A 21,797-nucleotide genomic window follows, 5' to 3' on the forward strand; every position below is an offset into this window, starting at 1 on the left:
ACCGCCATGGCTAGCACAACGGCCACCCTCCTCGACGACGGCGCACGCCGCCTCGACACCCTGCTGCTGTCCCGGTGGGACGCCGACCCGGCGCACCCCGCCCTGGTCGACGGCGACCGGGTGCTGCTCGCGGGCGAGCTCAGGGACCGGACCGTACGGGTCGCCTCGCTGCTGCGGGAGCGGGGCGTGCGCCCGGGCGAGCGGGTCGCGGTCTACCTGGAGCGCTCGGCCGACTTCGTGATCGGCGTGACCGGCGTCGTCCTGGCCGGCGCCGCCCAGGTCGCCTTCGACGTCAACGACCCGGTGGCCCGCACCCTCGACATGCTGGCCGACTGCGAGCCCCGGCTGCTGATCACCACCCCCGAACTGCGCGCCCGCTTCCCCGAGGACCTCGCCACCGAGGTGGTCACCGTCGCCGAGTGCGCGGCCGCCGAACCGGCCGTCCCCTTCGAGCCCGCGGCCGACCTCGCCGAGCAGCCCGCCGTGGTCATCTACACCTCCGGCTCCACCGGCCGCCCCAAGGCCTCGCTGATCCCGCACCGCGCGGTGACCACCCGGCTGCGGGCCCTGCAGCGCGGCCACGGGCTCGGCCCGGACGACCGGATGCTGCACCACACCGCCTGCAGCTTCGACATGTTCCTGATCGAGGTGTACTGGCCGCTGATCACCGGCACCACCGTGGTCGTCGCCACCCCGGGCCGCCAGCGCGACGCCGACTACCTCGCCGAGACCATCCGCTCGGAGCGGATCAGCGTCTTCTACTGCGTGGTCTCGCTGCTGGAGCTGTTCCTGCTGGCCCGCGGCCCCGAGGAGCGCTTCGACGGCCTGCGGCGCGTCCTCACCGGCGGCGAGCCGCTCGCCCCCGAGCTGGTCCGCCGCTTCCACGCGCAGTCCACCGCGCCGCTCACCAACCTGTACGGGCCGAGCGAGTGCACCATCTACTGCACCGCCTGGGTGCCCCCGCGCGACCCGGACCTCGACACCGTCTACATCGGCCCGGCGATCGAGGACACCACGCTGTGGATCCTGGACGAGGACGGCAGGCCCGTCCCGGACGGCGAGCCCGGCGAGCTCTACATCGGCGGCGCGGGCCTGGCCCTCGGCTACCTCAACCGCCCCGAGCTCACCGCCGAACGCTTCGTCCCGGACCACCTCGGCGACGGCTCCGGCCCGCTCTACCGCTCGGGCGACCTGGTGCGCACCCACCCGGTCGGCGGCCTGGAGTTCCTCGGCCGGGTCGACCTCCAGGTGAAGATCCGCGGCTACCGGATCGAACTCGGCGAGATCGAGTCGGCCGCCCTGCGCGTCCCCGGGGTCCGGCAGGCGGCCGCGGTCGCCCACGGCCGGGCAGCGACGCCCGGCTGGTCGGCTTCCTGGTGCTCGACGAGGGCGCCGAGCCGGCCGCCGTCACCGCCGCCGTGCGCGAGACGCTGCGCGCCGCGCTGCCCTCGTACATGGTCCCGGCGGCCTTCACCACCCTGGCGGCCATGCCGCTGACCGCCAACGGCAAGCTGGACCGCGCCCTGCTGACCGAGCGGGCCGGGGAGGTGCTGCCCACCGCCGGCACCTCCGCCGCGAGCAGCGACACCGCGAGCACCAGCGGCGACAGCCTGGCCGAGGTGGTCACCGGGGTGTGGTGCGAGGTCCTCGGACTGCCCGCGATCGACCCCGACGACGACTTCTTCGACATCGGCGGCGACTCCTTCAAGGTGGTGCGCGCCGTCCGGAAGCTGGAGGCGCTGCTCGGCGCCGAGGTCCCGATGGACCTCGCCTTCGACGAGCCCACGGTGGCGGGCTTCACCGCCGCCCTGGCCGGGCACGGGGTGGAGGTGGCGGCGCGATGACCGCCCAGGTCCTGCGTTCCTTCGGCGAGCTCGACGCCATCGCCCGCGACCCGTCCGCCCCGATCGTCACCCTGTTCAGCGGCGGGCTGGACAGCAGCTACCTGCTGCACCGGCTGGTCCGCTCCGGCGCCCGCGAGGTCCACGCGGTCAGCGTCGACCTCGGCGAGGACGAGAGCAGCGAGCACAAGCAGCGGATCGCCGACCGGCTCGGCATCCGGCTCCACCTGGTCGACGCCAGACGGGAGTTCGCCGAGGACTTCGTCCGCCCGGCCATCGCCGCGCACGCCGTCTACCTCGACACCCACCCCGTCAGCTCCACGCTCAGCCGCCCGCTGATCGCCGAGGTCGCCGTCCGCACCGCCCGCGAGCTCGGCGCCACCACGGTCCTGCACACCGCCAACCGCTCCCAGAACACCCTGCGCCGGCTCAACGGCGCGCTGGAGCTGCTCGGCTTCGCCGGGCGCTACGGCAGCCCGTACGACCTGGACCCGGTGGACCGGGACCAGAAGATGCGCGAGCTCAAGGAGGCCGGGCTGGAGCAGCTGAGCGAACGGCTGGTCAGCGGCGACTCCAACCTGTGGTGCCGGGAGTTCGAGTCGGGGATCCTCGACGACCCCGAGGACCACGCCGTGCCCGAGGAGCTCTACCGGTGGAGCTCGCTGCGCCCCGCCGAGGCCCCGGAGGCCGTCGAGGTCACCTTCGAGGCCGGCCGCCCGGTCGCGGTGGACGGCCGGGCGCTGCCGCTCACCGAGCTGATCGGCACCCTGAACCACCTGGTCGGCGCCCACGGACTGGGCCGCTACAGCGGGCTCGAACACCTCGGCCACGGGCCGAAGGTGCTGGAGATCCGCGAGATGCCCGCCGCCTGGCTGCTGCTGCGCTCCTGCCGCCACCTGGAGACGGCCACCCTCTCGGCCGAACTGCTGCGGGAGAAGATGCACCAGGAGCAGCTGTGGGTGCGCGAGGCCCTGGAGGGCCGCTGGTTCGGTGAACTGCGCGAGGCCGCCCAGGCGTTCATCGAGGTCTGCTCGGCGCGGGTGACCGGTTCGGTGCGCTGGCGGCTGTCGGCCGGCTCCGCCCAGACCCGGGCGATCGTCGCCGACCGGCCCCGCTACCTGCGCGACCGCGAGGCCTGGGAGCACCGGTCCGTCGCCGCCGAGCGGGCGGCGTTCACCCCGATCCGGCCGCAGGAGCGCTGACCATGGCCCCTTCCGATCCGCTGGACCACCCCACCTCCGCCGCCGAGGCACCGCCCGTCCTCCTGGTCGTCTACGGCCGGGGCTCGGCGACCCCGCGCGGGATCCTCACCGCCGCCCGGCGGTTGTGCACGGTGGTGTTCTTCGCCGACCTCGGCGACCCGAAGGCGGCCGAGGACCTGGCCCGGCTGCCGAAGTCGGCCACCGTGGTGGACACGGCCGGCCTCACCGAGCGGCAACTGTGCGACCGCGCGGCCGAGTTCGGCATCGCGGGGGTGATCACCTTCAGCGACCAGCTGCTCCGTACGGCCGCGGCGGTGGCCGAGCGGTGCGGCGTGCCGTTCCACGACCGCGCCACCGTGGAGGTACTGGTCGACAAGTTCCGCCAGCGCGAGGCACTGGCGGCGGCCGGGGTGCAGTCCACCGCCTGCCGGACGGTCCGCTCCGCCGCCGACCTCGCCCCGGCGCTCGCCGCCACCGGCCTGCCGGCCGTCCTCAAGCCCCGCTCGGGGGCCGGCAGCGTGGACACCTGCCTGGTCCGCAGCGCCGGTGAACTGGCCGACCGCTACGCCGAGTTCACCCGGGGCGCGGCGGATCCCGCGGTGTTCGTGCTGGAGGAGTACCTGGTCGGCGACCCCACCGTGGTGGGGGAGTTCTGGGGCGACTACGTCTCGGTCGAGTCCGCGGTCAGGGACGGCGAGATCCACACCGTCGCGGTCACCGGCAAGCTGCCGCTGACCCACCCCTTCCGGGAGACCGGCTACTTCACCCCCGCCCTGCTCCCGGACGGCCTGGCCGAGCAGGTCGTGGCCCTGGAGCAGAGCGCGCTGCGGGCCCTCGGCGTCCGCGAGGGCGTCACCCACACCGAGATCAAGTTCACCCCCGACGGCCCCCGGCTGATCGAGGTCAACGGCCGCCTCGGCGGGCACGTCTCGGACGTCCTCAAGCGCTCCGCCGGGACGGACCTGCTCGCCCTCGCCCTCCGGACCGCCCTCCGGCCCGTCCTCGGCGCGTTCGACCCGCCCGAGCCGGTGCTCGGCCCCGGCGCGCACTGCCCCGCCGTGGCGTTCCAGTACTTCCTCTCCCCGCCCGCCGACGGGCTCGCCCCCGGCGACGGCGAGCTGCTCGACGGCCTCCTGGCCGTCCCCGGGGTGGACCTGGTGGACGCCCGGATAGACCCGTCCTGGCGGGCCGACTGGCGGGCCGGCACCGAGTGGCTGATCGGCACCGTCTACGGCTCCACGGCCGGGCACGCCGAACTCCGCACCACCATGACGGACATCCACCGCCGGATGGCCGGCTTCTGGGCCTGACACCCCGGGCGCTCCGGCCCCCGCCCCCACCTCCCTCGCACCCCGCACCCCGCACCCCGCACCTCGCACCCCGCACCCCGCCCAACCCTCGTACCCCTGGAGTCAACGTGCCGCGGCGAATACGCACAGCCACCCACGCGGCGGTGGCAGCCATCGTCTCCGGCCTGGTCCTCGCGCTGCTCGCGCTGGGCATCGGGCCGGTCCCCGCCCTCGGAACCGCCCTCGTCCCCGGGGCCGGGGTGTGGGACTCCGCCGCCGGCGCCGAACTCCCGCACACCGAGACCCTCGCCCTGGCCGGCCTGAGCGCGCCGGTGACGGTGGCCTTCGACGACAACGGGGTCCCCGCCGTCAAGGCCGGGTCCGACGACGACCTGTTCCAGGCCCAGGGCTATCTGCACGCCCGGTTCAGGCTCACCCAGCTCGACCTGGAACGACGCGCCGGCCGCGGCCGGCTGGCCGAGCTCAACGGGCCGGCGAGCCTCGAATCCGACCGCTTCGAGCTGCGGATGGGGCTGCTGCGCACCGCCGAGGCCGAGTGGGCCGCCACCGCGCCCGACAGCCCGGCGGGCCGCGCCCTCACCGCCTACTCCCGGGGCGTCAACGCCTGGATCTCCGAGCTGCGCCACACCGGGCAGTGGCCGGCCATCTTCTCCCTGACCGGCGTCTACCCGGCCGACTGGACCCCGGTGGACAGCCTGGTCGTCCAGGGGGTGCTCACCCAGAGCATGGACTTCACCAGCACCCCGCTGGACTACGCGATCTTCCGGGACTCCTTCGGCGAACAGCGCACCATGGACTGGTTCCCGGTCCACGCGCCCAACGAGCAGCGGCCGTACGACCCCGGCCCGTACCGCGACCTCGGCATCGCGCCGCTGCCCGCCAACGTCAACACCGCCGGGCCGGACGGCCACGCCGCCGCCAACCGGTCGCAGCCGCGCCCCGCCCCCGTCGCGCCCACCGGTACGCCCGACCCGGCCGGCGAGGCCGTCGCGGCCCGGACCGTGCTGGACACCGTCCGGGCGCTCCCGGCCACCCAGATGCACACCTTCCCGGACAGCAACGCCTGGGCCGCGAACGGCCCGGCCGTCGCCGGCGGCAACGCGATGCTCGCGGGCGACCCGCACCTGCCGACGACCCTGCCCTCGTACTGGTACCAGATCGCGCTCTCCTCGCCGGAGACCGAGGTCACCGGCGCCAGCATGGCCGGCCTGCCCGGCGTGCTGATCGGCCGCAACGCCGACATCTCCTGGTCCCTGACGGACGCGCAGAACCAGTCGACGGTCTTCTACAGCGAGCGGACCAGCCCCGACCACCCCGGCCAGTACTACTGGAACGACGCCTGGCGGCCGATGGAGCGGGTGGAGTACGCCATCCCGGTCCGCGGCGGGGACACCGAGCACCTCGCGGTCGAGCTCACCGTGCACGGGCCGGTGCTGACCCGGGCCGGGCAGACCACCTCGGTCAACTGGATGGGCAACATCCCCTCCCCCGACCTGGCGGTGCTGCTCTCCGTCAACAAGGCCCGCGACTACCGGGAGTTCCGCACCGCGCTGGCCGACTGGCACGCCCCCACGCTCAACTTCGCCTACGCCGACGGCGGCGGCAACATCGGCGTGGTCGCGGCCGGGTACTTCCCGCTCACCAAGGGCGGCGACCCGTGGTTCCCGCTGCCCGGCACCGGCGAGTACGACGTGGTCGGCGCCATCCCCTTCGACGCCACCCCGCAGTCCTACAACCCGCCGAACCATGTGGTCGCGACGGCCAACCAGCGCCCGGTCTCGCCCGACTACCCGTACTACATCGGCACCAGCCTCAACGCCTTCGACAACGGCTACCGGGCCAACCGGATCTACCAGTTCCTGGAGAACCACCCGGCGATGACCGCCGCCGACTTCACCACGCTGCAGAACGACACCACCGACTACCTGGCCACCGTCATCCTGCCGCACCTCAAGGAGGCCCTGGCCGGCACGAAGCTCGACGCCCGCCAGCAGGCCGCGCTCGACGTCCTCAACCGCTGGGACCACACCATGCGCCCCGGCGTGGCCGGCGGGCCGATCTGGTGGACCTTCTGGAACGACTATCTGGAGACCACCTTCCAGCCCTGGTGGGACCAGGCCAAGGTGCCGGTCGAACGCGACCGCCGCTTCCTCAAGGTCTCCAGCGCGCTGCCCAGCCTCGACGAGAACCTGGAGGCCTGGACCCTGCGCGACCCGGCCAACCCGGCGTTCACCTCCCCCGGCGGCCCGCCCCGGACGGCGACCGACGCCATGCGCACCGCCTTCGCCCAGGCCGTCGGCGAACTCACCCAGGACCTCGGGAACGACCCCGCCACCTGGACCTGGGACCGCGTCCACACCCGGCAGATCCCGTCCCTGACCGAGGCCGACGCGCTCGGCTACGGCCCGAAGCCCGCCGAGGGCTCCCGCTGGACCGTCAACGCCGCCGACGGCGGCATGAACTCCACCTTCGGCCCGAGCTGGCGGATGGTCGTCGACTGGAAGGCCCCGCGCACCGCCACCGCGCAGGCCGTCTACCCCGGCGGCCAGAGCGAGAACCCGGCCTCCCCCTGGTACCGGACCTTCATCCCGTACTGGTGGGAGGGCCGCAACCTGCCGCTGCTGATGGCCGCGGACCAACCCGCCTCCACCAAGGTGTGGACCCTGCGACCGGGAGCGTGAGCACCGTGACGGACCTTCGGAACCAACCCGCCTCGCAGCATGAGCCGCAGGAGTCGCAGGAGCGGCAGGAGTCGGCGGCCCCGGCCCCCGCACCGGCCGCGCTCCCCCTGCTGGCCGCCCTGGGCGGCGTCACCGTCGCCCTGGTGGCGGCCGGCTCGCTGCTGGGCCTCTGGTACCTGCCCTTCCCGTGCGGCCTGCTGATCGGCGCGGTCACCGCGGCGCGCGGCCTGCGCGCCCGCACCGCCGTGCTGACCGGCACCGCGGCCGCCCTCGCCGGCTGGGGCGTCCCGCTGCTGTGGCGCGCCGCCACCGGCGAGGCGGTGGCCGGCACCGCCCGCACCGTCGCCGCCCTGGCCGGCCTCCCGGCCTGGGCCTCCCTGGTGATCGCGATCACCCTGCTGATCGGCCTTGTCCAGGCGCTGCTCGGCGTCTGGCTCGGCCGCACCGCCACCGCGGCCCTGCGCCCCACCCGGTAGCACCCTCCGGCCGGTCTGCGCCGGCCAAGCGGAACGGCCGTTCTCGATATCGAGAACGGCCGTTCCGTCGGTGCGGGGCACTCGGTGCGGGGCGCTCAGCCGCGGCCGAGGACCCGGTCCACGGTGATCTCGATGACCACCCGGTCCGGGTTCACCCTCGGCTGGCGGTAGCGCTCGGTGTAGCGGCGCTCCGCGTCGGCGACCCGCTCGGGCTCGTCGCGGACGACGGCCACGCCCTCCAGGGTCGCCCAGCGCGCCCGGTCGACCTGGCAGACCGCGACCCGCAGGCCCTCCGGGCCGGCCTCGGCGACGTTGCGCGCCTTGCGGCTGGTGCGGCTGGTGATCACCCGGGCGGTCGCCGTCCCCGGCTCGAAGGTCACACCGACCGGCACCACGTGCGGCGAACCGTCCGGGCGGGTGGTGGTGAGGGTGGAGATGTGCCGCTCGCGCCAGAAGGCGAGCATGGCGTCGTCGAGGTCGCGCGGGTCCTGTGCCATGAGCGGGATCGTACGGCCCCGGAGGATCCCGCCGTCCTCCGGGGCCGTACGGGCACCGCGCCCGGTGCCCGCCGGGCGCCGGTGCCCGTGGGGCGTCAGTGCCCGTGGGGCGTCAGTGCCCGCGGGCGATCCAGTCCGGCAGGGCCGGGGCCTCGGCGCCGACGGTGGTCGGGTCGCCGTGGCCGGTGCGCACCACCGTCTCGGCCGGGAGCGTCAGCAGGCGCTCGCGGATCGAGTCGATGATGGTCGGGAAGTGCGAGAACGACCGGCCGGTCGCGCCCGGGCCGCCGTGGAAGAGGGTGTCGCCGGTGAAGACGGTGCCCAGCGCGGGGGCGTACAGGCAGACCGCGCCCGGGGCGTGCCCAGGGGTGTGCAGGACGGTCAGCTCGATGCCGGCCACCTCGATCCGCTGACCGTCGGCCAGTTCGCCGTCGGGGAGGCGGTCCGGGTGGGTCTGCTTCCAGAGCGGCAGGTCGTCCGGGTGCAGCAGGACCGGCGCCCCGGTCCGGGCCGCGAGGGCCGGGGCCGCGTCGATGTGGTCGTTGTGCGCGTGGGTGGAGACGATCGCCAGCAGCCGGCGGCCGCCGAGCGCCGCCTCGATGGCCTCGGCGTCGTGCGCGGCGTCGATCACCAGCGCCTCGTGGTCGTCGCCGACGATCCAGACGTTGTTCTCCACCTCCCAGCTGCCGCCGTCGAGGTCGAAGGTCCCGGCGGTCACCAGCCGGTCGACCCGGGCCCCGCCCGCGGTCACAGGACCACGACCGAGCGGAGGACGTCGCCCTGGTGCATGCGCTCGAAGGCCTGCTCCACCGCGTCGAGTTCGATCGTCTCGGTGACGAAGGCGCGCAGGTCCAGGCGCCCCTGGAGGTAGAGGTCGATGAGCATCGGGAAGTCCCGCGAGGGCAGGCAGTCGCCGTACCAGGAGGACTTCAGGGCGCCGCCGCGGCCGAAGACGTCGAGCAGCGGGAGTTCCAGCTTCATCTCCGGGGTCGGCACGCCGACCAGGACGACGGTGCCGGCCAGGTCGCGGGCGTAGAAGGCCTGCCGGTAGGTCTCGGGGCGGCCGACCGCCTCGACGACCACGTCCGCGCCGTTGCCGCCGGTCAGTTCGCGGATCGCCTCGACCGGGTCGGTGGTGCGGGAGTTGACGGTGTGGGTGGCGCCGAGGGTACGGGCCGTCTCCAGCTTGCGGTCGTCGATGTCGACGGCGATGATCTTCGCCGCGCCCGCCAGCCGGGAGCCCATCACGGCCGCGCCGCCGACGCCGCCGCAGCCGATCACGGCGACGGTGTCACCGCGGCCGACGTTGCCGGTGTTGATCGCGGCGCCGAGACCCGCCATCACACCGCAGCCCAGCAGCCCGGCGACGGCCGGCTCGGCGGCCGGGTCGACCTTGGTGCACTGGCCGGCCGCGACCAGGGTCTTCTCGGCGAACGCGCCGATGCCCAGCGCCGGGGACAGCTCGGTGCCGTCCAGCAGCGTCATCTTCTGCTTGGCATTGTGGGTGGCGAAGCAGTACTGCGGGCGCCCGCGCCGACAGGCACGGCACTGACCGCACACCGCACGCCAGTTGAGGACCACGAAGTCGCCGGGCTCGACCTCGGTGACGCCCTCGCCGACGGACTCCACGATGCCCGCGGCCTCGTGGCCGAGCAGGAACGGGAACTCGTCGTTGATCCCGCCCTCGCGGTAGTGGAGGTCGGTGTGGCAGACGCCGCAAGCCTGGATCCGGACCACCGCCTCGCCCGGGCCGGGATCCGGCACCACGATCGTGGCCACCTCCACGGGCGCGCCCTTGGCGCGCGCGATCACTGCCTTGACCTGCTGGGGCATCCGATTACACCTCCGACGGCCGGTGCGGCTCTGCACCGGTGTGACCTGCGACGAAACGACTGCGGACGCACCGCGGGGGAACCGCGGACGCACTGCCCACGAAGCGTAGCGTCCGCCCCGCCGGGCACCGGCGGGGCGGGTCGGAGGTTCCTCGACGATCCGGCTCACCACCGGCGCCGGCGGCCGGCCCAAGCCGCCCGCCCGCCGACGCCACGCCGACGCCGCGCCGAGGCCGACCTGACGCCGCGGCGGCTCACGGCAGGTCAGCTGGCACATGCCGGGCGACTATCCGGCGGCCACCCGCCGGTGGCCCTACGGCGGCCCGACGACGGTCCGGCGCAACCCCTGCGAGCAGGGGCGCACGGGTGGCGCCGGGCGCTCGTCGGCGCGCCCCGAACTGCCCGGAAAGCACCGGTGTTGGCTGGAAGTGCCGCAGACGGGCGCCCCGCGGCCCACGTACGGTCGTAGCAGAGACGGTCCACGCGACCACGCTCAGCACACCCGCCCCACCCGACGGCGCGCCACCGCGCGCCGCCCGTGCCCGGCCCGTACCGACCGTACGCCCCCGCACGTTTCGCGCCACCCCGCAGCAGATGCCCGACCCAGTCCCGGCCCGTGTCGAGCCGCCAGCCGGCCGCACCACCCGTCCCCCGCACCATCCTCGGATCCACCCCCGTCGGGCCGCCCGCGCGGCCCATCGCCCTGGAGTCTGGAGTACGGATGTCCACCGAGAACAGTGCGACCGGTGCCGGAACCGGCACCGCCCCGCTCCCCCCGCTGCACTGCCTGCGCCACCTGGAACCCGGCCCGCCCCGGCTGGCCGCGCTGCCCACCGGCACGCCGGTCTGGCTGGTCAGCCGGCACGCGGACGTCCGCCAGGTGCTGACGGACCCGCGCCTGGGCCGCGCCCCGCTCTACGCGCCGGACGCGCCGCCGATCACGGTCACGCCCAACATCCTCGACGACCCGCAGAGCATGCTCAACATCGACGGCACCGAGCACCAGCGGCTGCGCCGCACCGTGCAGCGGGCCTTCACCCCGCGCGCGATAGCCCGCTGGAAGCCCTGGGTGGCCTCGGTCGTCGAAGGCCTCATCGACGAACTGATGGACCACGGCTCCCCCACCGACATCGTCGCCGGCTACACCCGGCCGCTGCCGGTCGCGGTGATCAGCCGGCTGATGGGCCTGGACAACCTGGACGGCAAGCGGCTCGCCCACTGGAGCGACCACGCGCTGTCCACCACCGCCTACTCCGCCGAGGCGATCGTCACCGCGATGACCGAGTTCTCCGCCTTCGGCGCCGGGGTGATCGCCGAGCGCCGCGCCGAGCCCGGCGACGACCTGGTCAGCAGCCTGCTCGCGGCCGCCGACGAGGACGGCTCGATCACCGAGGGGCAGCTGGTCGCACTGGTCATCGGCCTGGTCGTGGCCGGGCACGAGACCACCATGACCAGCCTCGGCAACGCCCTGGTCTACCTGCTCCACGACGGGCGCGAGGCCTGGCAGCAGCTCGCCTCCGACGAGACCAGCGCCGCCGCCGCGACCGAGCAGCTGCTGCGCGCCGTCCCGCTCGGCGACGCCCACGAGCACATGCCCGGGCTGATGCGCCGCACCGTCGAGGACGTCGAGATCGGCGGGGTGGTCATCCCGGCCGGCAGCGTGGTCGCCGCCGACACCGCCGCCGCCAACCAGGACCCGGAGGTCTTCACCGGGGACCTGCGCACCGAGCTGTTCTCCCCGCTGGCCGCGCCGATGCTGACCTTCGGGGCCGGCCCGCACCACTGCCTGGGCGCCTGGCTGGCCCGGATGGAGCTGGAGCTGGCCCTGCACCGGCTGGCCCGCCGGCTGCCCGCCCTGCGGATGGCCGACGCGGTGGAGCGGATCGACTGGCGGCGCGGCCTGCTCACCCGCAGCCCCAACTCCCTGCGGGTGTCCTGGTGACGGGCCGGGCGGACACCGAGCCGGTGATCGTCCGGGTCGACCGGGACCGCTGCATCGGCTCCGGGATGTGCGCCCTCACCGCCCCGGACTCCCTCGCCCTCGGCGCCGACGGCCTGGCCGCACCGCTGGCCGAGTACGCCGACGGCGGCGCGGAGTTGACGGCGGAGCTGACCGAGGCCGTGGACTACTGCCCGGTCGAGGCGCTCACCCTCCACTCGGCCCGCGGGGGCTACCGGATCGACCCGGCGGACTGACGCCCGCCCGGTGACCCCGCCGGGTGACCCTGCCCGGTGGCGCCCGTCGCACGCGGGCGCCACCGGGGCGCCCAGGGCTCCCTGGGCACCTGGACACCCAGGGCACCGGGGGAACCGAACCGGGCCGCCCGGTGTGATCATGGGGTATGAGCCCACGTCTTACCGAAGAGCTGACGACCCCCGCCCTGGTCGTGGACGTCGACGTCCTGGACCGCAACATCACGCGCATGGGCGCGGCGGCCGCCGCCGGGGGCTTCACCGTGCGCCCCCACGCCAAGACCCACAAGTGCCTGGAGATCGCCCGGCGCCAGCTGGCCGCCGGCGCGGCCGGGCTGACCGTGGCCACCGTCGGCGAGGCCGAGGTCTTCGCCCGGGACGGCGTGACCGACCTGTTCATCGCCTACCCCCTGTGGGTCGACGACGCCAAGGCCCGACGGCTCCGGCACCTCACGGAGTCCGCCGCCCTGCGGGTGGGCGCGGACTCCGTGGAGGGCGTCCAGCGGCTGGCCGAAGCGGTGCGCGGTGCGGCCGGACCGGTGCGGGTCATGGTCGAGATCGACAGCGGCCACCACCGTACGGGCGTCGCCGCCGCGAAGGCGGTGGACGTCGGCCGGGCGGCCGTCGACGCCGGCCTGGAGGTGGCGGGCGTCTTCACCTTCCCCGGGCACGGGTACGGCCACGACCCGCTGGCCCGCGAGCGAGCGGCCCGCGACGAGGAGCAGGCCCTCGGCGCGGCCGCGGCCGCCCTGCGCGAGGCGGGCGTCGCCGTACCGGTGCTGAGCGGTGGATCGACCCCGACCGCCGGGCGGTGGCGGCCGGGCGCCGTCAACGAACTGCGCCCGGGCGTCTACGTGTTCAACGACGCCGCCCAGCTCGCCATGGGCAGCTGCACGGCCGAGGACCTGGCCCTCCACGCGGTCGCCACCGTCGTGAGCACCCCCGCCCCGGACCGTTTCGTCCTCGACGCGGGCAGCAAGGTGCTCGGGTCCGACCTCTCGCCCTGGGTCCAGGGCCACGGCCTGGTCCTCGAGCACCCGGACGCGGTCATCACCGCATTGTCCGAGCACCACGCCACCGTCGTCCTCCCCGAGGGCGCACTCGCCCCGCGCCCGGGGACCCGCGTCTCGGTCGTCCCCAACCACATCTGCACCGCGGTCAACCTGGCGAACGAGCTCGTCGTCACGCGGAACGGCACGGTCGTCGACCACTGGCCGGTCGCCGCCCGCGGCGCCAACTCCTGATCCCCGCCGAGGCCGGCCCCGGGTCACGCCCGTGGTCGGCCTCGGTGCCGGCGAGCCCGTCGGCGCCGCCCTCCATCAGGCCGCGTCAAACCGCGCCAGGCCGTCTCAGGCCAGGAAGCGCTCCACCGCCTCGCGGGCCCGGGCATTCGAGGCCGCGGCCTCCGCCAGGGCGCGGGCCAGGGTGTCGATCCACTCGTCCAGTCCCACCGGGCGCCGGGAGAGCACGATGCCCCGCACCTCGTGGCGGACCTCCCCGGCCACCCGGCCCCCGTCCATCCGCAGCGAGAGCCGCTGCTCCCCGAGCACGATGTCCAGTTCGGCGACCGGGCCCCCGCGCCCGGCGAGCCGGTACGCGACCGTACGCCTGCGCTTGACGCTGACGGCGCCGGCCGGCAGCGAGTCCGCCAGGCCCGCCGACAGCACCTCCGCGTAGAGGTTCAGGTCCGCGCTGTCCCGGCGCAGCGCGGCGGCCAGCAGGTTCACGTCCGGCTCAGGCATCGAGGCTCAGCACCATGGTCGGCCGGTCGATGACGTGGTCGTCGCGGAGCGGGCGCACCGCCGTGCCGATCGCGAGGAACTCGGTGGTGTGCGACCCCCAGGTGTGCGAGTGCTGCCGCAGCTGGACCGCCACGATCCCCTCGGCCTCCAGGGCCTGCGCCTCCGCCTGCATGCGGCTCATCGCCAGCTCGCGGGCGTCGTAGAGCGCCTGGGTGAACTGCTCGATCTCGACGTTGCGGCCGGTGTTGCCCAGTGCCTGGGCGATGCGCTGGTGCGCCACGTGGTAGACGCAGGAGCCCATGACCAGGTCCAGCGGGGCGTACCCGGCCCGGATGAGGGTCCAGAAGTCCTGGCCGGACAGGTCCGAGGTGAACGGCTTGCCCTTGTTGTTGAGCCAGGTCCCGGTCGGCCCGGGGTCCGCGCCGTCGGCCTTCACCGCGGTGCCGACGGCGATGAACTCGGCGATGTCCGAACCGAATTCCTTGAACTCGATGTCCAGCCGCACCCCGACGACGCCGTCCGCGCCGAGGGCGCTCGCCTCCGCCTCCATCCGGCCCATCGCCAGCTCGCGGGCGTGGTACATGGCCTGGGACAGTTTGGTCAGCTCCTGGTTCTTCGACCACCGGCCGAGCTGGATGCCGACGTGGTAGACGGAGGAGCCGAGGACCAGGCCGAGCGGGCGGAAGCCGGCCTCGCGCACCAGCAGGAACTCGTTCACCGTCAGGTCCGAGGTGAAGAGCGAGCCCTTCTCCCCCGGCCGCAGCTGCGCGAGCCGTCGCATCGCGTCCTCGGGCACGCCCTCCGCCGCGGGCCGCGCGGCTCCCCCGTCCGGTCCCTGCCCGGTTCGATCGGTCATGTCAGTGCTCGCGCTCCAGTCTCATGATGGTCAGTGGTGCGGGCCCGGCGGGCCGCCCGGAGCGGGCGTACCGGGCGATGGAGGTGCCGACGAGGACGGCTTCGGCGGCGAGGTCGCGGGAGGACCCGAACGAGGGGCACTCGGTCTCGGTCACCGTCAGCTCCGCCTCGTCCACGACCACCCCGTCGCCGCCGTTCTTCGCCGCGTCGAGGGCCAGCCGGTTCCGGGCGTCGTGGCGGGCGTGGCCGATCAGCTGGGTGTAGCCGTCGACCTCCTGGTTCGGGGCGGTCCAGCGGACCCGGCGGACGGTGCGCCAGTCGTCGTGCCGGGTGGCGATGGAGATGCCGAAGGCGAGCCCGGTGGGCACCCAGCCGCCGTGGAGGAGCTTGGCGAAGTCCTGACCGCCCAGGTGCGAGGTGAAGGGCACCCGCGGCCGGGTCCGGGAGCGGGCCCGGACGGCGGTGCCCCGCGCGGTGAACTCCACTCCCCCCGCGGGGAACTCCTCGGCCCGCAGCGTCACCCCGACGATCCCGTCGCCGCCGAGCGCGCGGCATTCGTCGACCGCCCGGGCGAGCGCCAGCCTGCGCGCCGTGTAGAGCGTGTTCACCAGCTGCGCGTAGGAGGACTCCCACCTGGAGGCCGGCGCCTTCACGCCGCCGGGGGCCGACCACGCGCCGGGGCAGCCCCAGAGGCCGGTGTACCCGAGCTGGAAGACGGCCGTGCCGAGGACCTGGCCGACCGGATCGAACCCGGCGCCCTTGACCGCCGCGAACTCCCTCGGTGCCAGCGCCGAGTCCCAGCTGCCATCGGCCCGGGACCGCGCCGTCCCGCCGGCGCCGGCCCCCGGGAGAGCGGCTTCCCCTCGCTGTGTCATCGGCCCCCGCGCCATCGACCCCTCGGCGCACCGCGCGCATCGCGTCGCCTTTCAAGCAGCTTAGGTGATCGCACAGCCGGGCGAAACGAAACGGTGATCACGGCCGCCGCGGGCCCGGGCGGTGGCGACGCCCTACCGGCGACCGTGGTCGGCGGGGCCCGGGACGAGGGGCGCGAGGACGTGCTGGGTCGGGTTGGTGACGTCGTCGTTGTCGTCGTCGGAGTCCACCGTGGTGGTGACCGAGCTCGTCACCGAGGAGATCAGCCCGAGGAGGATGAACACCACGAGCAGCAGGCGCCCGCCGCCGCTGAGGACGAGCGGGCGGGTGGCCGACGCCGGGCCGTCCGGCTCGCTGCCCGGATCGTCGCCGAACAGCCGCTTGGGGTACGCGGAGGAGAGCATCACCAGGTAGGCGGTGTAGCGCATCCGGTAGCGCAGGATCGCGGTCGTCGTCTCGTACAGCGGCTGCGGCATCCGGCCGAGGACCAGCACCACGAGCCAGCTGATGAACGACACCGTCCACCACCCCGCGTACACCACGCCCTGCACGATCGAGGCCGGGATGACCAGGACGATGCGGAACAGCACGGCGAGCCGGTTCAGTTCGCCCGGCCGCAGCCCGACCTGCACGGGGTGTTCCGGCGCCCGGAACCGGAACGGCGGGTAGCGGTCGACGGTGAGCATCAGGTACGCGGTGACGCGGGTGTCGTAGGGGAGGAACGCGGTGAGGTAGTCCGCCACGAAGCCGGGCAGCCGGCCGAGGACCAGCGCGCCGAACCAGCCGATCACGGTGACGAGGAACGCCACCACCGACAGCACCCACACCACCACGAACTGGGGGATCAGCAGCAGGGCGCGCAGCAGGACCGTCCAGCGGTTCTGCGGGCCGGGCGCCGGCATGTCCAGCACCGGGAGCCACTCGCGGCCGTCGGCAGGGGCGGGGGGAGCCTGCCACATGCTGGCCTCCACGGTCTCGGGTCGGGGGCCCGGCGGTCGGGCGGCGCGGCCGGGCGTCCTCCGAAGATCGCAGCCCGCCGCCCGGCCCGCGCGCCCTGCTGCGCCGGACGGGCGACCGGGGTTCCGGCCGCCCGCACCGGGCTCACCGCCCGCGGGATCCGGCCTCCTCCCAACTGGCGCGCCCGGCAACCGAATTCGACGGCTCCCGCCCCTTGCCAAAAGTTAGGGAAGTTTCCTAACTTACTGTCATGTCCGAGACACCACGGCACTCCCGACGCGACCTCCTCCGAGCCGGCGCGACGGGCGGCGCCGCCCTCGCCGCCGGCGGCCTCCTGCTGCCCGGCGCCGCCCTCGCCGCCCCGGCCACCCCCTCACCCCTCCCCCCGACCGTCCCCTCGCCCCGGAGCGAGCGGACCGCCGGGTCCGCGCTGCGCCCCTTCGGCCGGCACCTCGCCTACGGGGCCGACCCGTCCCGGCAGGTCGTCGTCTCCTGGCAGGTGCCGGACGCGGTGACCGCCCCCTTCGTCCGGATCGGCCCGCGGCCCGGCGAGTTCGGCGAGCCGATCGCCGCCGAGGTGCGCACCCTGGTCAGCAAGCTGTCCTGGCAGCACCCGGTCGAGGACCAGCCCCTGGTCAGGCCGACCACCGTCACCCAGTACTACCTGCACGCGCAGGTGGACCAGCTGATCCCGGACACCACCTACTACTACGTCGTCGGCCACCAGGGCCACGACCCCGCCGGCCAGGGCGCCCGGCTCGGCGACGTGGCGAGCTTCCGCACCGCACCCGCCCCCGGGCGCGGCGCCGGCTTCACCTTCACGGCCTTCGGCGACCAGGGCATCGGCTACAACGCGGCCGCCACCGGCACCCTGATCGCCGGCCTCGACCCGGCCTTCCACCTCCACATGGGCGACCTGTCGTACGCCAACGCCGGCGGCAGCGGCAAGACCGACGACGCGTACGACGCCCGCCTGTGGGACTCCTTCTTCGTGCAGAACGAACCCGTCGCCGCCCGGACCCCGTGGATGGTGGCGGTCGGCAACCACGAGATGGAGCCCTGGTACGGCGCGGACGGCTACGGCGGCGTCCGCGCCCGGTTCACGATGCCCGACAACGCCTGGGCCCAGTCCACCGGCATCTACTCCTGGCGCTACCAGAACGTCGGCCTGATCAGCCTGGACGGCAACGACGTCTGCTTCAACACCCCGGCCAACCTCGACCACACCAAGGGCAAGCAGCGGAAGTGGCTGGAGAGCCGGCTCGCCGCGCTCCGGGCCGACACCGGCATCGACTTCATCGTCGTCTACCTGCACCAGTGCACGTACTCCACCTGTCACGACAACGGCGCCGAGCTCGGCGCCCAGCAGGACTGGGCCCCGCTGTTCGACAAGTACCAGGTGGACCTGGTGCTCAGCGGCCACAACCACGTCTACGAGCGGACCGACCCGATCCGGGCCGGCAAGGCCACCCGCAAGGCCGGCTCCGGCGACACCGTCGACCCCGCGAAGGACGGCACCACGTACGTCGTCGCGGGCGGCGGTGGCGGCGGGCTCTACAAGTTCCCGGCCTCCGACACCTACCTCGGGCACGAAACCGGGAACGACAAGCCCGTGCCCATGGTGGTCTCCGACCGGAGCGGCCACGAGCAGACCGTCAAGGTCACCTGGTCCAGGGTCCGTTACACCGGGTACTGCCTGGTGGCGGTCGACGTGACGCCCGCCGCCGCGGGCAAGCCGGCCCGGATGGAGGTGCGCTCCCTCACCGAGGACGGCACGGCGGTGGACCGGCTCACCGTGCAGCGCGGCTGACCCGCCTCACCACCCGGGCGGCAAGGCGGGTCGGGCGGCTCAGGCCGGGCCGGGCGGCAAGGCGGGCCCGGCGGCTCAGGCCGGCTCGGGCGGCCAGGGCGCGTGCGCCGCGACCTGGGCGCGCAGCCCGCGCAGGGCCCGGGCCGAGGCGATGCCCACCGCTCCGACGACCCGTCCGTCGCGCACGCAGGCGGCCGCGAAGCGGTGCTCCTCCGGGCTGCCGTCGACCGGCTCGAACCGGTCGGCGGCGCCCGGGGAGCCGAAGGCCTGGACCCGCAGCCCGTACTGGTCGGTCCACAGGTACGGGACCGGCGTGTAGGCCTCCGTGGTCCCGTCCGGGCCGGCCAGCAGGTTCCGGGCGACGTGCAGGGCCTGTTCGGTGGCATTGGTGCGCTGTTCGAGGCGCCGGTGGCGGCCGGTGCGCGGATCGAACCAGCAGGCGGCGTCGCCCGCCGCCCAGACACCGGGGCCGGCGGCGCAGCGGGCGTCGCAGACCACGCCGCCGTCCAGGCCGAGGCCGCTGTCGGCGAGCCACTCGGTGGCGGGTTCGGAGCCGATGGCCGTCAGGACGGTGTCGGCCGCGAGGTCGGTGCCGTCGGCGAGCCGGACGCCGGTGGCGCGGCCGCCGCGGCTGAGGAGCCCGGTGGCCGTGCCCCGGTGGATCCGGACGCCGTGCTCGCGGTGCAGGCCGGTGAGCAGGGCGGCGGTCTCGGTGCCGAGGACGGCGGCCAGCGGGGTGTCGGTGGAGACCAGCCAGATGACCTCGGCGCCGAGTCCGACGGCGGTGGCGGCCGCCTCGGCGCCGAGCAGTCCGCCGCCGACCACCAGCAGCCGGCCGCCGGCGCGCGGGCCCTCGCACAGGTCCGCGCGCAGGGCGAGGGCGTCGGCGAGGGTGCGCAGCACGTGGGCGCCGGCCGGCGGGGTGCCGTCGCCCGGGGTGCCGGCGCCGGGCAGCCGGCGGGGGCGGACCCCGGTGGCGATGACGACGGCGTCGCAGGGCACCTCGCGGCCGTCGGCGAGGTGCACGGTGCGGGCCCGGCGGTCCAGGCGCCGGGCCCGCACCCCCAGGCGCAGGTCGAGCCGCAGCTCGTCCAGCGCCCGGGGTCCCGGAGGGTGAGGCGGTCGGGCTGCCACTGCCCGGAGAGCAGGTGCTTGGACAGCGGCGGCCGGTCGTACGGCGGCTCCTCCTCGTCCCCGACGAGGGTGAGCCGGCCGTCGTAGCCGGCCCGGCGCAGCGCTTCGGCGGTGTGCAGTCCGGCCGCGCCGGCCCCGACGACGGCGATCCGCCGGGGAGCGGTCACGCGAGATCCAGGCGGATCGCGGCGGCCGGGCAGACGGCGGCGGCGTCCTGGACGGCCTGGTGGAGGTCGGCGGGCGGCCGGGCGTCGAGCAGCAGGACGATGCCGTCCTCGTCGCGCTGGTCGAAGACCTCGGGGGCGGCGACGACGCAGTGTCCGGCTCCGCAGCACTTGTCCTGGTCGATGTGGACGAGCATGGTCTTCCCTTCGGGTCGGGGCCGGTCGGGCCCCGGGTGAACGGCGGTGGGGGTGAACGGTGGTGGGGCTGACCGGTGGTGGGCGTCGACGGCGTCGGCGCCCACCCCGGCTCACCAGGCGATCGGCAGCTCGTGGACGCCGTAGACGAGCATCTCGTTACGGAAGCGGACCTCCTCGAACGGGACGGCCAGCCGCAGCCCGGGCAGTCGGCGCAGCACGGTGTCGAGGGCGATCTGGAGCTCCAGCCGGGCGAGCGGCTGGCCGAGGCACTGGTGGACGCCGAAGCCGAAGGCCAGGTGGCGGCGGGCGTCGCGGGTCACGTCGAGTTCGTCGCCGTCCGGGAACTCCGCGGCGTCGCGGTTGGCGGTGTTGATCATGCAGATGACGCCCTCACCGGCCCGGATCCGCACGCCGCCGAGCTCGACGTCCTCGGTGGCGACCCGGGTCAGGCCGGAGTGCACGATGGTGAGGTAGCGCAGCAGTTCCTCGACCGCGCCGGTGACGGACTCCGGGTGGCGGCGCAGGTGGTCGAGCTGGTCGGGGTTGCGCAGCAGGGCCAGCACGGACATCGCGGTCATGTTCGCGGTGGTCTCGTGCCCGGCCACCAGCAGCAGCCGGGCCATCACGCCGATCTCCGCGGTGTCCAGCTCGCCGCGGGCCACCAGGCGGCTGAGGATGCCGTCGTCGGGTTCGGCGCGCTTGGAGTCGGTGAGCGCGTACAGGTAGTCGCCGAGCCGCTGCTGCGCGGCGGCGACCTCCTCGGCCGTGGAGTCGCGGTGCAGCAGGACGCGGCTGCACTCCTGGAAGAAGTCGTGGTCCCGGTAGGGGACGCCGAGCAGCAGGCAGATGACCAGGGAGGGCAGCGGCAGGGCGAACTCGCGGACCAGGTCGGCGCCGGTGCGTCCGGTGGTCATCCGGTCGAGCAGGTCGTCGGCGATGCGCTGGATCTCGGGGCGCAGCGCCTCGACCTTCTTGATCATGAACTCGCCGGTGAGCATCCGGCGCAGCCGGGCGTGCTCGGGGTCGTCCATCCGGATGAAGGTGGGCCGGCCGGCGCTCAGCTGCCGGGCGCCGGCGCTGATGAAGGGGAAGCCGGGGCGGGCGGAGTCGGAGCTGAAGCGGGGGTCGGACAGGACGGCCTTGACGTCCTCGTGGCGGGTGACCAGCCAGCTGGGGGCGCCGTCCCACAGGGAGACGCGGCTGATCGGTTCGTCCTGCTGCGCCTGCCGGTAGACGGGCGGCGGGGCGAACGGGCAGGCACCGCGGGCGGCGGGGTGGGTGAAGCGCGGGGTCTGTGCGGCTGTGGCCATCAGGGGGCTCCCTTCTAGGAGCGGGGTTGCCGGTGGGGGACCGGGGCCATTACGTGCCCTAAGCAACTAACTCACCGTCACGCTAACTCGCGTTCCGTCGCGACGAAAGGGCCCGTCCGAGGGCGAACGAATCTGTCCGAAATCCGGTCAGATGTCACCGCCACCGCCGACACCCGTACCGGCTCGCTACAGTTCCCCCCATGCCGGAGCCCGAAGACCCCCTCGACGAGCGGACCACCGCCTCGGACCTGGAAGACGTCCTGGCGACACTGGCCTATCTCCTGACACGTTCACAGCACCACGAGCGCCAGATGGCCCGGGCCGGCATCACCGCCGCCCGCTCGGACGTCTACCTGCTGCGCGCGCTCGCCGAGGCCGAGGGCGCCAGCCGGGTCGGCGACCTGGCCGACCGGCTGATGGTCAAGCCCTCCCACGTCACCCGGCAGATCGACCGCCTCCAGGGCCAGAAACTGGTGGAGCGCGCCCAGGACGCCACCGACCGGCGGGCCCGCCAGGTCGAACTCACCGGCGAGGGACGGGCGGTGCTCGACCGACTGAAACAGGCCAACCTCATCGGACTGGCCGACGCGCTGGACAGCGTCCCGGCCGCGGACGTCGCCGCCACCGTCAGCGTGCTGCGCCACCTGGTGGACCGCTACGTGCAGCGGGTACGCACCGGGATGCTGTCCGAGGACCTCTCCGGGGCGGACGAGGGGTGCTGA

At 74.6% G+C, this 21,797-nt stretch carries 20 protein-coding genes and 2 pseudogenes; 11 read left to right on the forward strand and 11 right to left on the reverse strand.

Annotated elements, in window-relative coordinates:
• Positions 1–6: 6 nt before the first annotated feature.
• The 6 genes and pseudogenes from ACYP53_RS32990 to ACYP53_RS33015 all read left to right on the forward strand — a co-directional run.
• Positions 7–1,317, forward strand: a pseudogene (locus ACYP53_RS32990) (amino acid adenylation domain-containing protein); the annotation flags it as partial.
• 59 nt (positions 1,318–1,376) lie between these two features.
• Entirely contained in the window at positions 1,377–1,844 is a 468-nt protein-coding gene (locus ACYP53_RS32995) for a phosphopantetheine-binding protein (RefSeq protein WP_459650137.1), read from the forward strand.
• The gene (locus ACYP53_RS33000) at positions 1,841–3,043 is read left to right on the forward strand and encodes an argininosuccinate synthase-related protein (RefSeq protein ID WP_459650138.1); all 1,203 of its coding nucleotides are present in this window, start codon (positions 1,841–1,843) and stop codon (positions 3,041–3,043) included. The genes ACYP53_RS32995 and ACYP53_RS33000 overlap by 4 nt, the downstream gene beginning before the upstream one ends.
• A 2-nt stretch (positions 3,044–3,045) precedes the next feature.
• Positions 3,046–4,353, forward strand: a complete 1,308-nt coding sequence (locus ACYP53_RS33005; RefSeq protein WP_459650139.1) for an ATP-grasp domain-containing protein — start codon at positions 3,046–3,048, stop codon at positions 4,351–4,353.
• 143 nt (positions 4,354–4,496) lie between these two features.
• Positions 4,497–7,034 (forward strand): penicillin acylase family protein, encoded by a 2,538-nt coding sequence (locus tag ACYP53_RS33010; protein ID WP_459650140.1) that lies wholly within the window; start codon positions 4,497–4,499, stop codon positions 7,032–7,034.
• A 5-nt stretch (positions 7,035–7,039) separates the two neighbouring features.
• Complete coding sequence (locus tag ACYP53_RS33015; RefSeq protein WP_459650141.1) at positions 7,040–7,510, forward strand: hypothetical protein; 471 nt, start codon at positions 7,040–7,042, stop codon at positions 7,508–7,510.
• 95 nt (positions 7,511–7,605) lie between these two features.
• Here the strand turns inward: ACYP53_RS33015 and ACYP53_RS33020 are convergent, their stop codons facing one another.
• From ACYP53_RS33020 to ACYP53_RS33030, 3 genes are all read right to left on the reverse strand, one after another.
• A complete protein-coding gene (locus ACYP53_RS33020; protein WP_189919584.1) occupies positions 7,606–8,007 on the reverse strand; it encodes a pyridoxamine 5'-phosphate oxidase family protein in 402 nt (133 codons plus the stop codon).
• Between the two features lie 112 nt (positions 8,008–8,119).
• Complete coding sequence (locus ACYP53_RS33025; protein WP_189919582.1) at positions 8,120–8,758, reverse strand: MBL fold metallo-hydrolase; 639 nt, start codon at positions 8,756–8,758, stop codon at positions 8,120–8,122.
• Positions 8,755–9,840 (reverse strand): S-(hydroxymethyl)mycothiol dehydrogenase, encoded by a 1,086-nt coding sequence (locus ACYP53_RS33030; protein ID WP_459650142.1) that lies wholly within the window; start codon positions 9,838–9,840, stop codon positions 8,755–8,757. The genes ACYP53_RS33025 and ACYP53_RS33030 overlap by 4 nt, the downstream gene beginning before the upstream one ends.
• Positions 9,841–10,560: 720 nt before the next feature.
• On the opposite strand from ACYP53_RS33030, the gene ACYP53_RS33035 reads away from it, so the two are divergent.
• The 3 genes from ACYP53_RS33035 (at position 10,561) to ACYP53_RS33045 (ending at position 13,276) form a co-directional block, all read left to right on the forward strand.
• Positions 10,561–11,781 carry a cytochrome P450 gene (locus ACYP53_RS33035; RefSeq protein WP_459650143.1) on the forward strand — a complete coding sequence of 407 codons (1,221 nt, stop codon included), beginning with the start codon at positions 10,561–10,563 and terminating at the stop codon, positions 11,779–11,781.
• On the forward strand, positions 11,778–12,035 hold the full coding sequence (locus tag ACYP53_RS33040; RefSeq protein ID WP_229928839.1) for a ferredoxin: 258 nt from the start codon (positions 11,778–11,780) through the stop codon (positions 12,033–12,035). Before ACYP53_RS33035 ends, ACYP53_RS33040 begins: the two co-directional genes overlap by 4 nt.
• Positions 12,036–12,181: 146 nt before the next feature.
• The gene (locus tag ACYP53_RS33045; protein ID WP_459650144.1) at positions 12,182–13,276 is read left to right on the forward strand and encodes an alanine racemase; all 1,095 of its coding nucleotides are present in this window, start codon (positions 12,182–12,184) and stop codon (positions 13,274–13,276) included.
• Between the two features lie 105 nt (positions 13,277–13,381).
• Here ACYP53_RS33045 and ACYP53_RS33050 read toward each other — a convergent pair whose 3' ends face one another.
• The 4 genes from ACYP53_RS33050 to ACYP53_RS33065 form a co-directional block, all read right to left on the reverse strand.
• Entirely contained in the window at positions 13,382–13,774 is a 393-nt protein-coding gene (locus ACYP53_RS33050; RefSeq protein ID WP_459650145.1) for a hypothetical protein, read from the reverse strand.
• Positions 13,767–14,630 (reverse strand): heavy metal-binding domain-containing protein, encoded by an 864-nt coding sequence (locus ACYP53_RS33055; protein WP_459650146.1) that lies wholly within the window; start codon positions 14,628–14,630, stop codon positions 13,767–13,769. Before ACYP53_RS33055 ends, ACYP53_RS33050 begins: the two co-directional genes overlap by 8 nt.
• A gap of 1 nt (position 14,631) precedes the next feature.
• Complete coding sequence (locus ACYP53_RS33060) at positions 14,632–15,504, reverse strand: heavy metal-binding domain-containing protein (RefSeq protein WP_459650147.1); 873 nt, start codon at positions 15,502–15,504, stop codon at positions 14,632–14,634.
• Positions 15,505–15,636: 132 nt separating this feature from the next.
• Positions 15,637–16,461: a DUF4389 domain-containing protein gene (locus ACYP53_RS33065; protein ID WP_189919574.1), complete on the reverse strand. Its 825-nt coding sequence runs from the start codon at positions 16,459–16,461 to the stop codon at positions 15,637–15,639.
• A 248-nt stretch (positions 16,462–16,709) separates the two neighbouring features.
• Here ACYP53_RS33065 and ACYP53_RS33070 point away from each other — a divergent pair, with 248 nt between their 5' ends.
• Entirely contained in the window at positions 16,710–18,269 is a 1,560-nt protein-coding gene (locus ACYP53_RS33070) for a purple acid phosphatase family protein (RefSeq protein WP_459650148.1), read from the forward strand.
• A 75-nt stretch (positions 18,270–18,344) separates the two neighbouring features.
• Here ACYP53_RS33070 and ACYP53_RS33075 read toward each other — a convergent pair whose 3' ends face one another.
• The 4 genes and pseudogenes from ACYP53_RS33075 to ACYP53_RS33090 form a co-directional block, all read right to left on the reverse strand.
• The gene (locus tag ACYP53_RS33075) at positions 18,345–19,403 is read right to left on the reverse strand and encodes an NAD(P)/FAD-dependent oxidoreductase (RefSeq protein WP_459650149.1); all 1,059 of its coding nucleotides are present in this window, start codon (positions 19,401–19,403) and stop codon (positions 18,345–18,347) included.
• 47 nt (positions 19,404–19,450) lie between these two features.
• Positions 19,451–19,570, reverse strand: a pseudogene (locus tag ACYP53_RS33080) (NAD(P)-binding protein); the annotation flags it as partial.
• Positions 19,567–19,764: a ferredoxin gene (locus ACYP53_RS33085; RefSeq protein ID WP_189919570.1), complete on the reverse strand. Its 198-nt coding sequence runs from the start codon at positions 19,762–19,764 to the stop codon at positions 19,567–19,569. The gene ACYP53_RS33085 and the pseudogene ACYP53_RS33080, both read right to left, overlap by 4 nt.
• Before the next feature lie 111 nt (positions 19,765–19,875).
• Positions 19,876–21,075 (reverse strand): cytochrome P450, encoded by a 1,200-nt coding sequence (locus tag ACYP53_RS33090; RefSeq protein WP_459650150.1) that lies wholly within the window; start codon positions 21,073–21,075, stop codon positions 19,876–19,878.
• A gap of 200 nt (positions 21,076–21,275) precedes the next feature.
• Here ACYP53_RS33090 and ACYP53_RS33095 point away from each other — a divergent pair, with 200 nt between their 5' ends.
• On the forward strand, positions 21,276–21,797 hold the full coding sequence (locus tag ACYP53_RS33095) for a MarR family winged helix-turn-helix transcriptional regulator (protein ID WP_189919566.1): 522 nt from the start codon (positions 21,276–21,278) through the stop codon (positions 21,795–21,797).

It is taken from the genome of Kitasatospora sp. Ki12 (genome assembly GCF_054601375.1).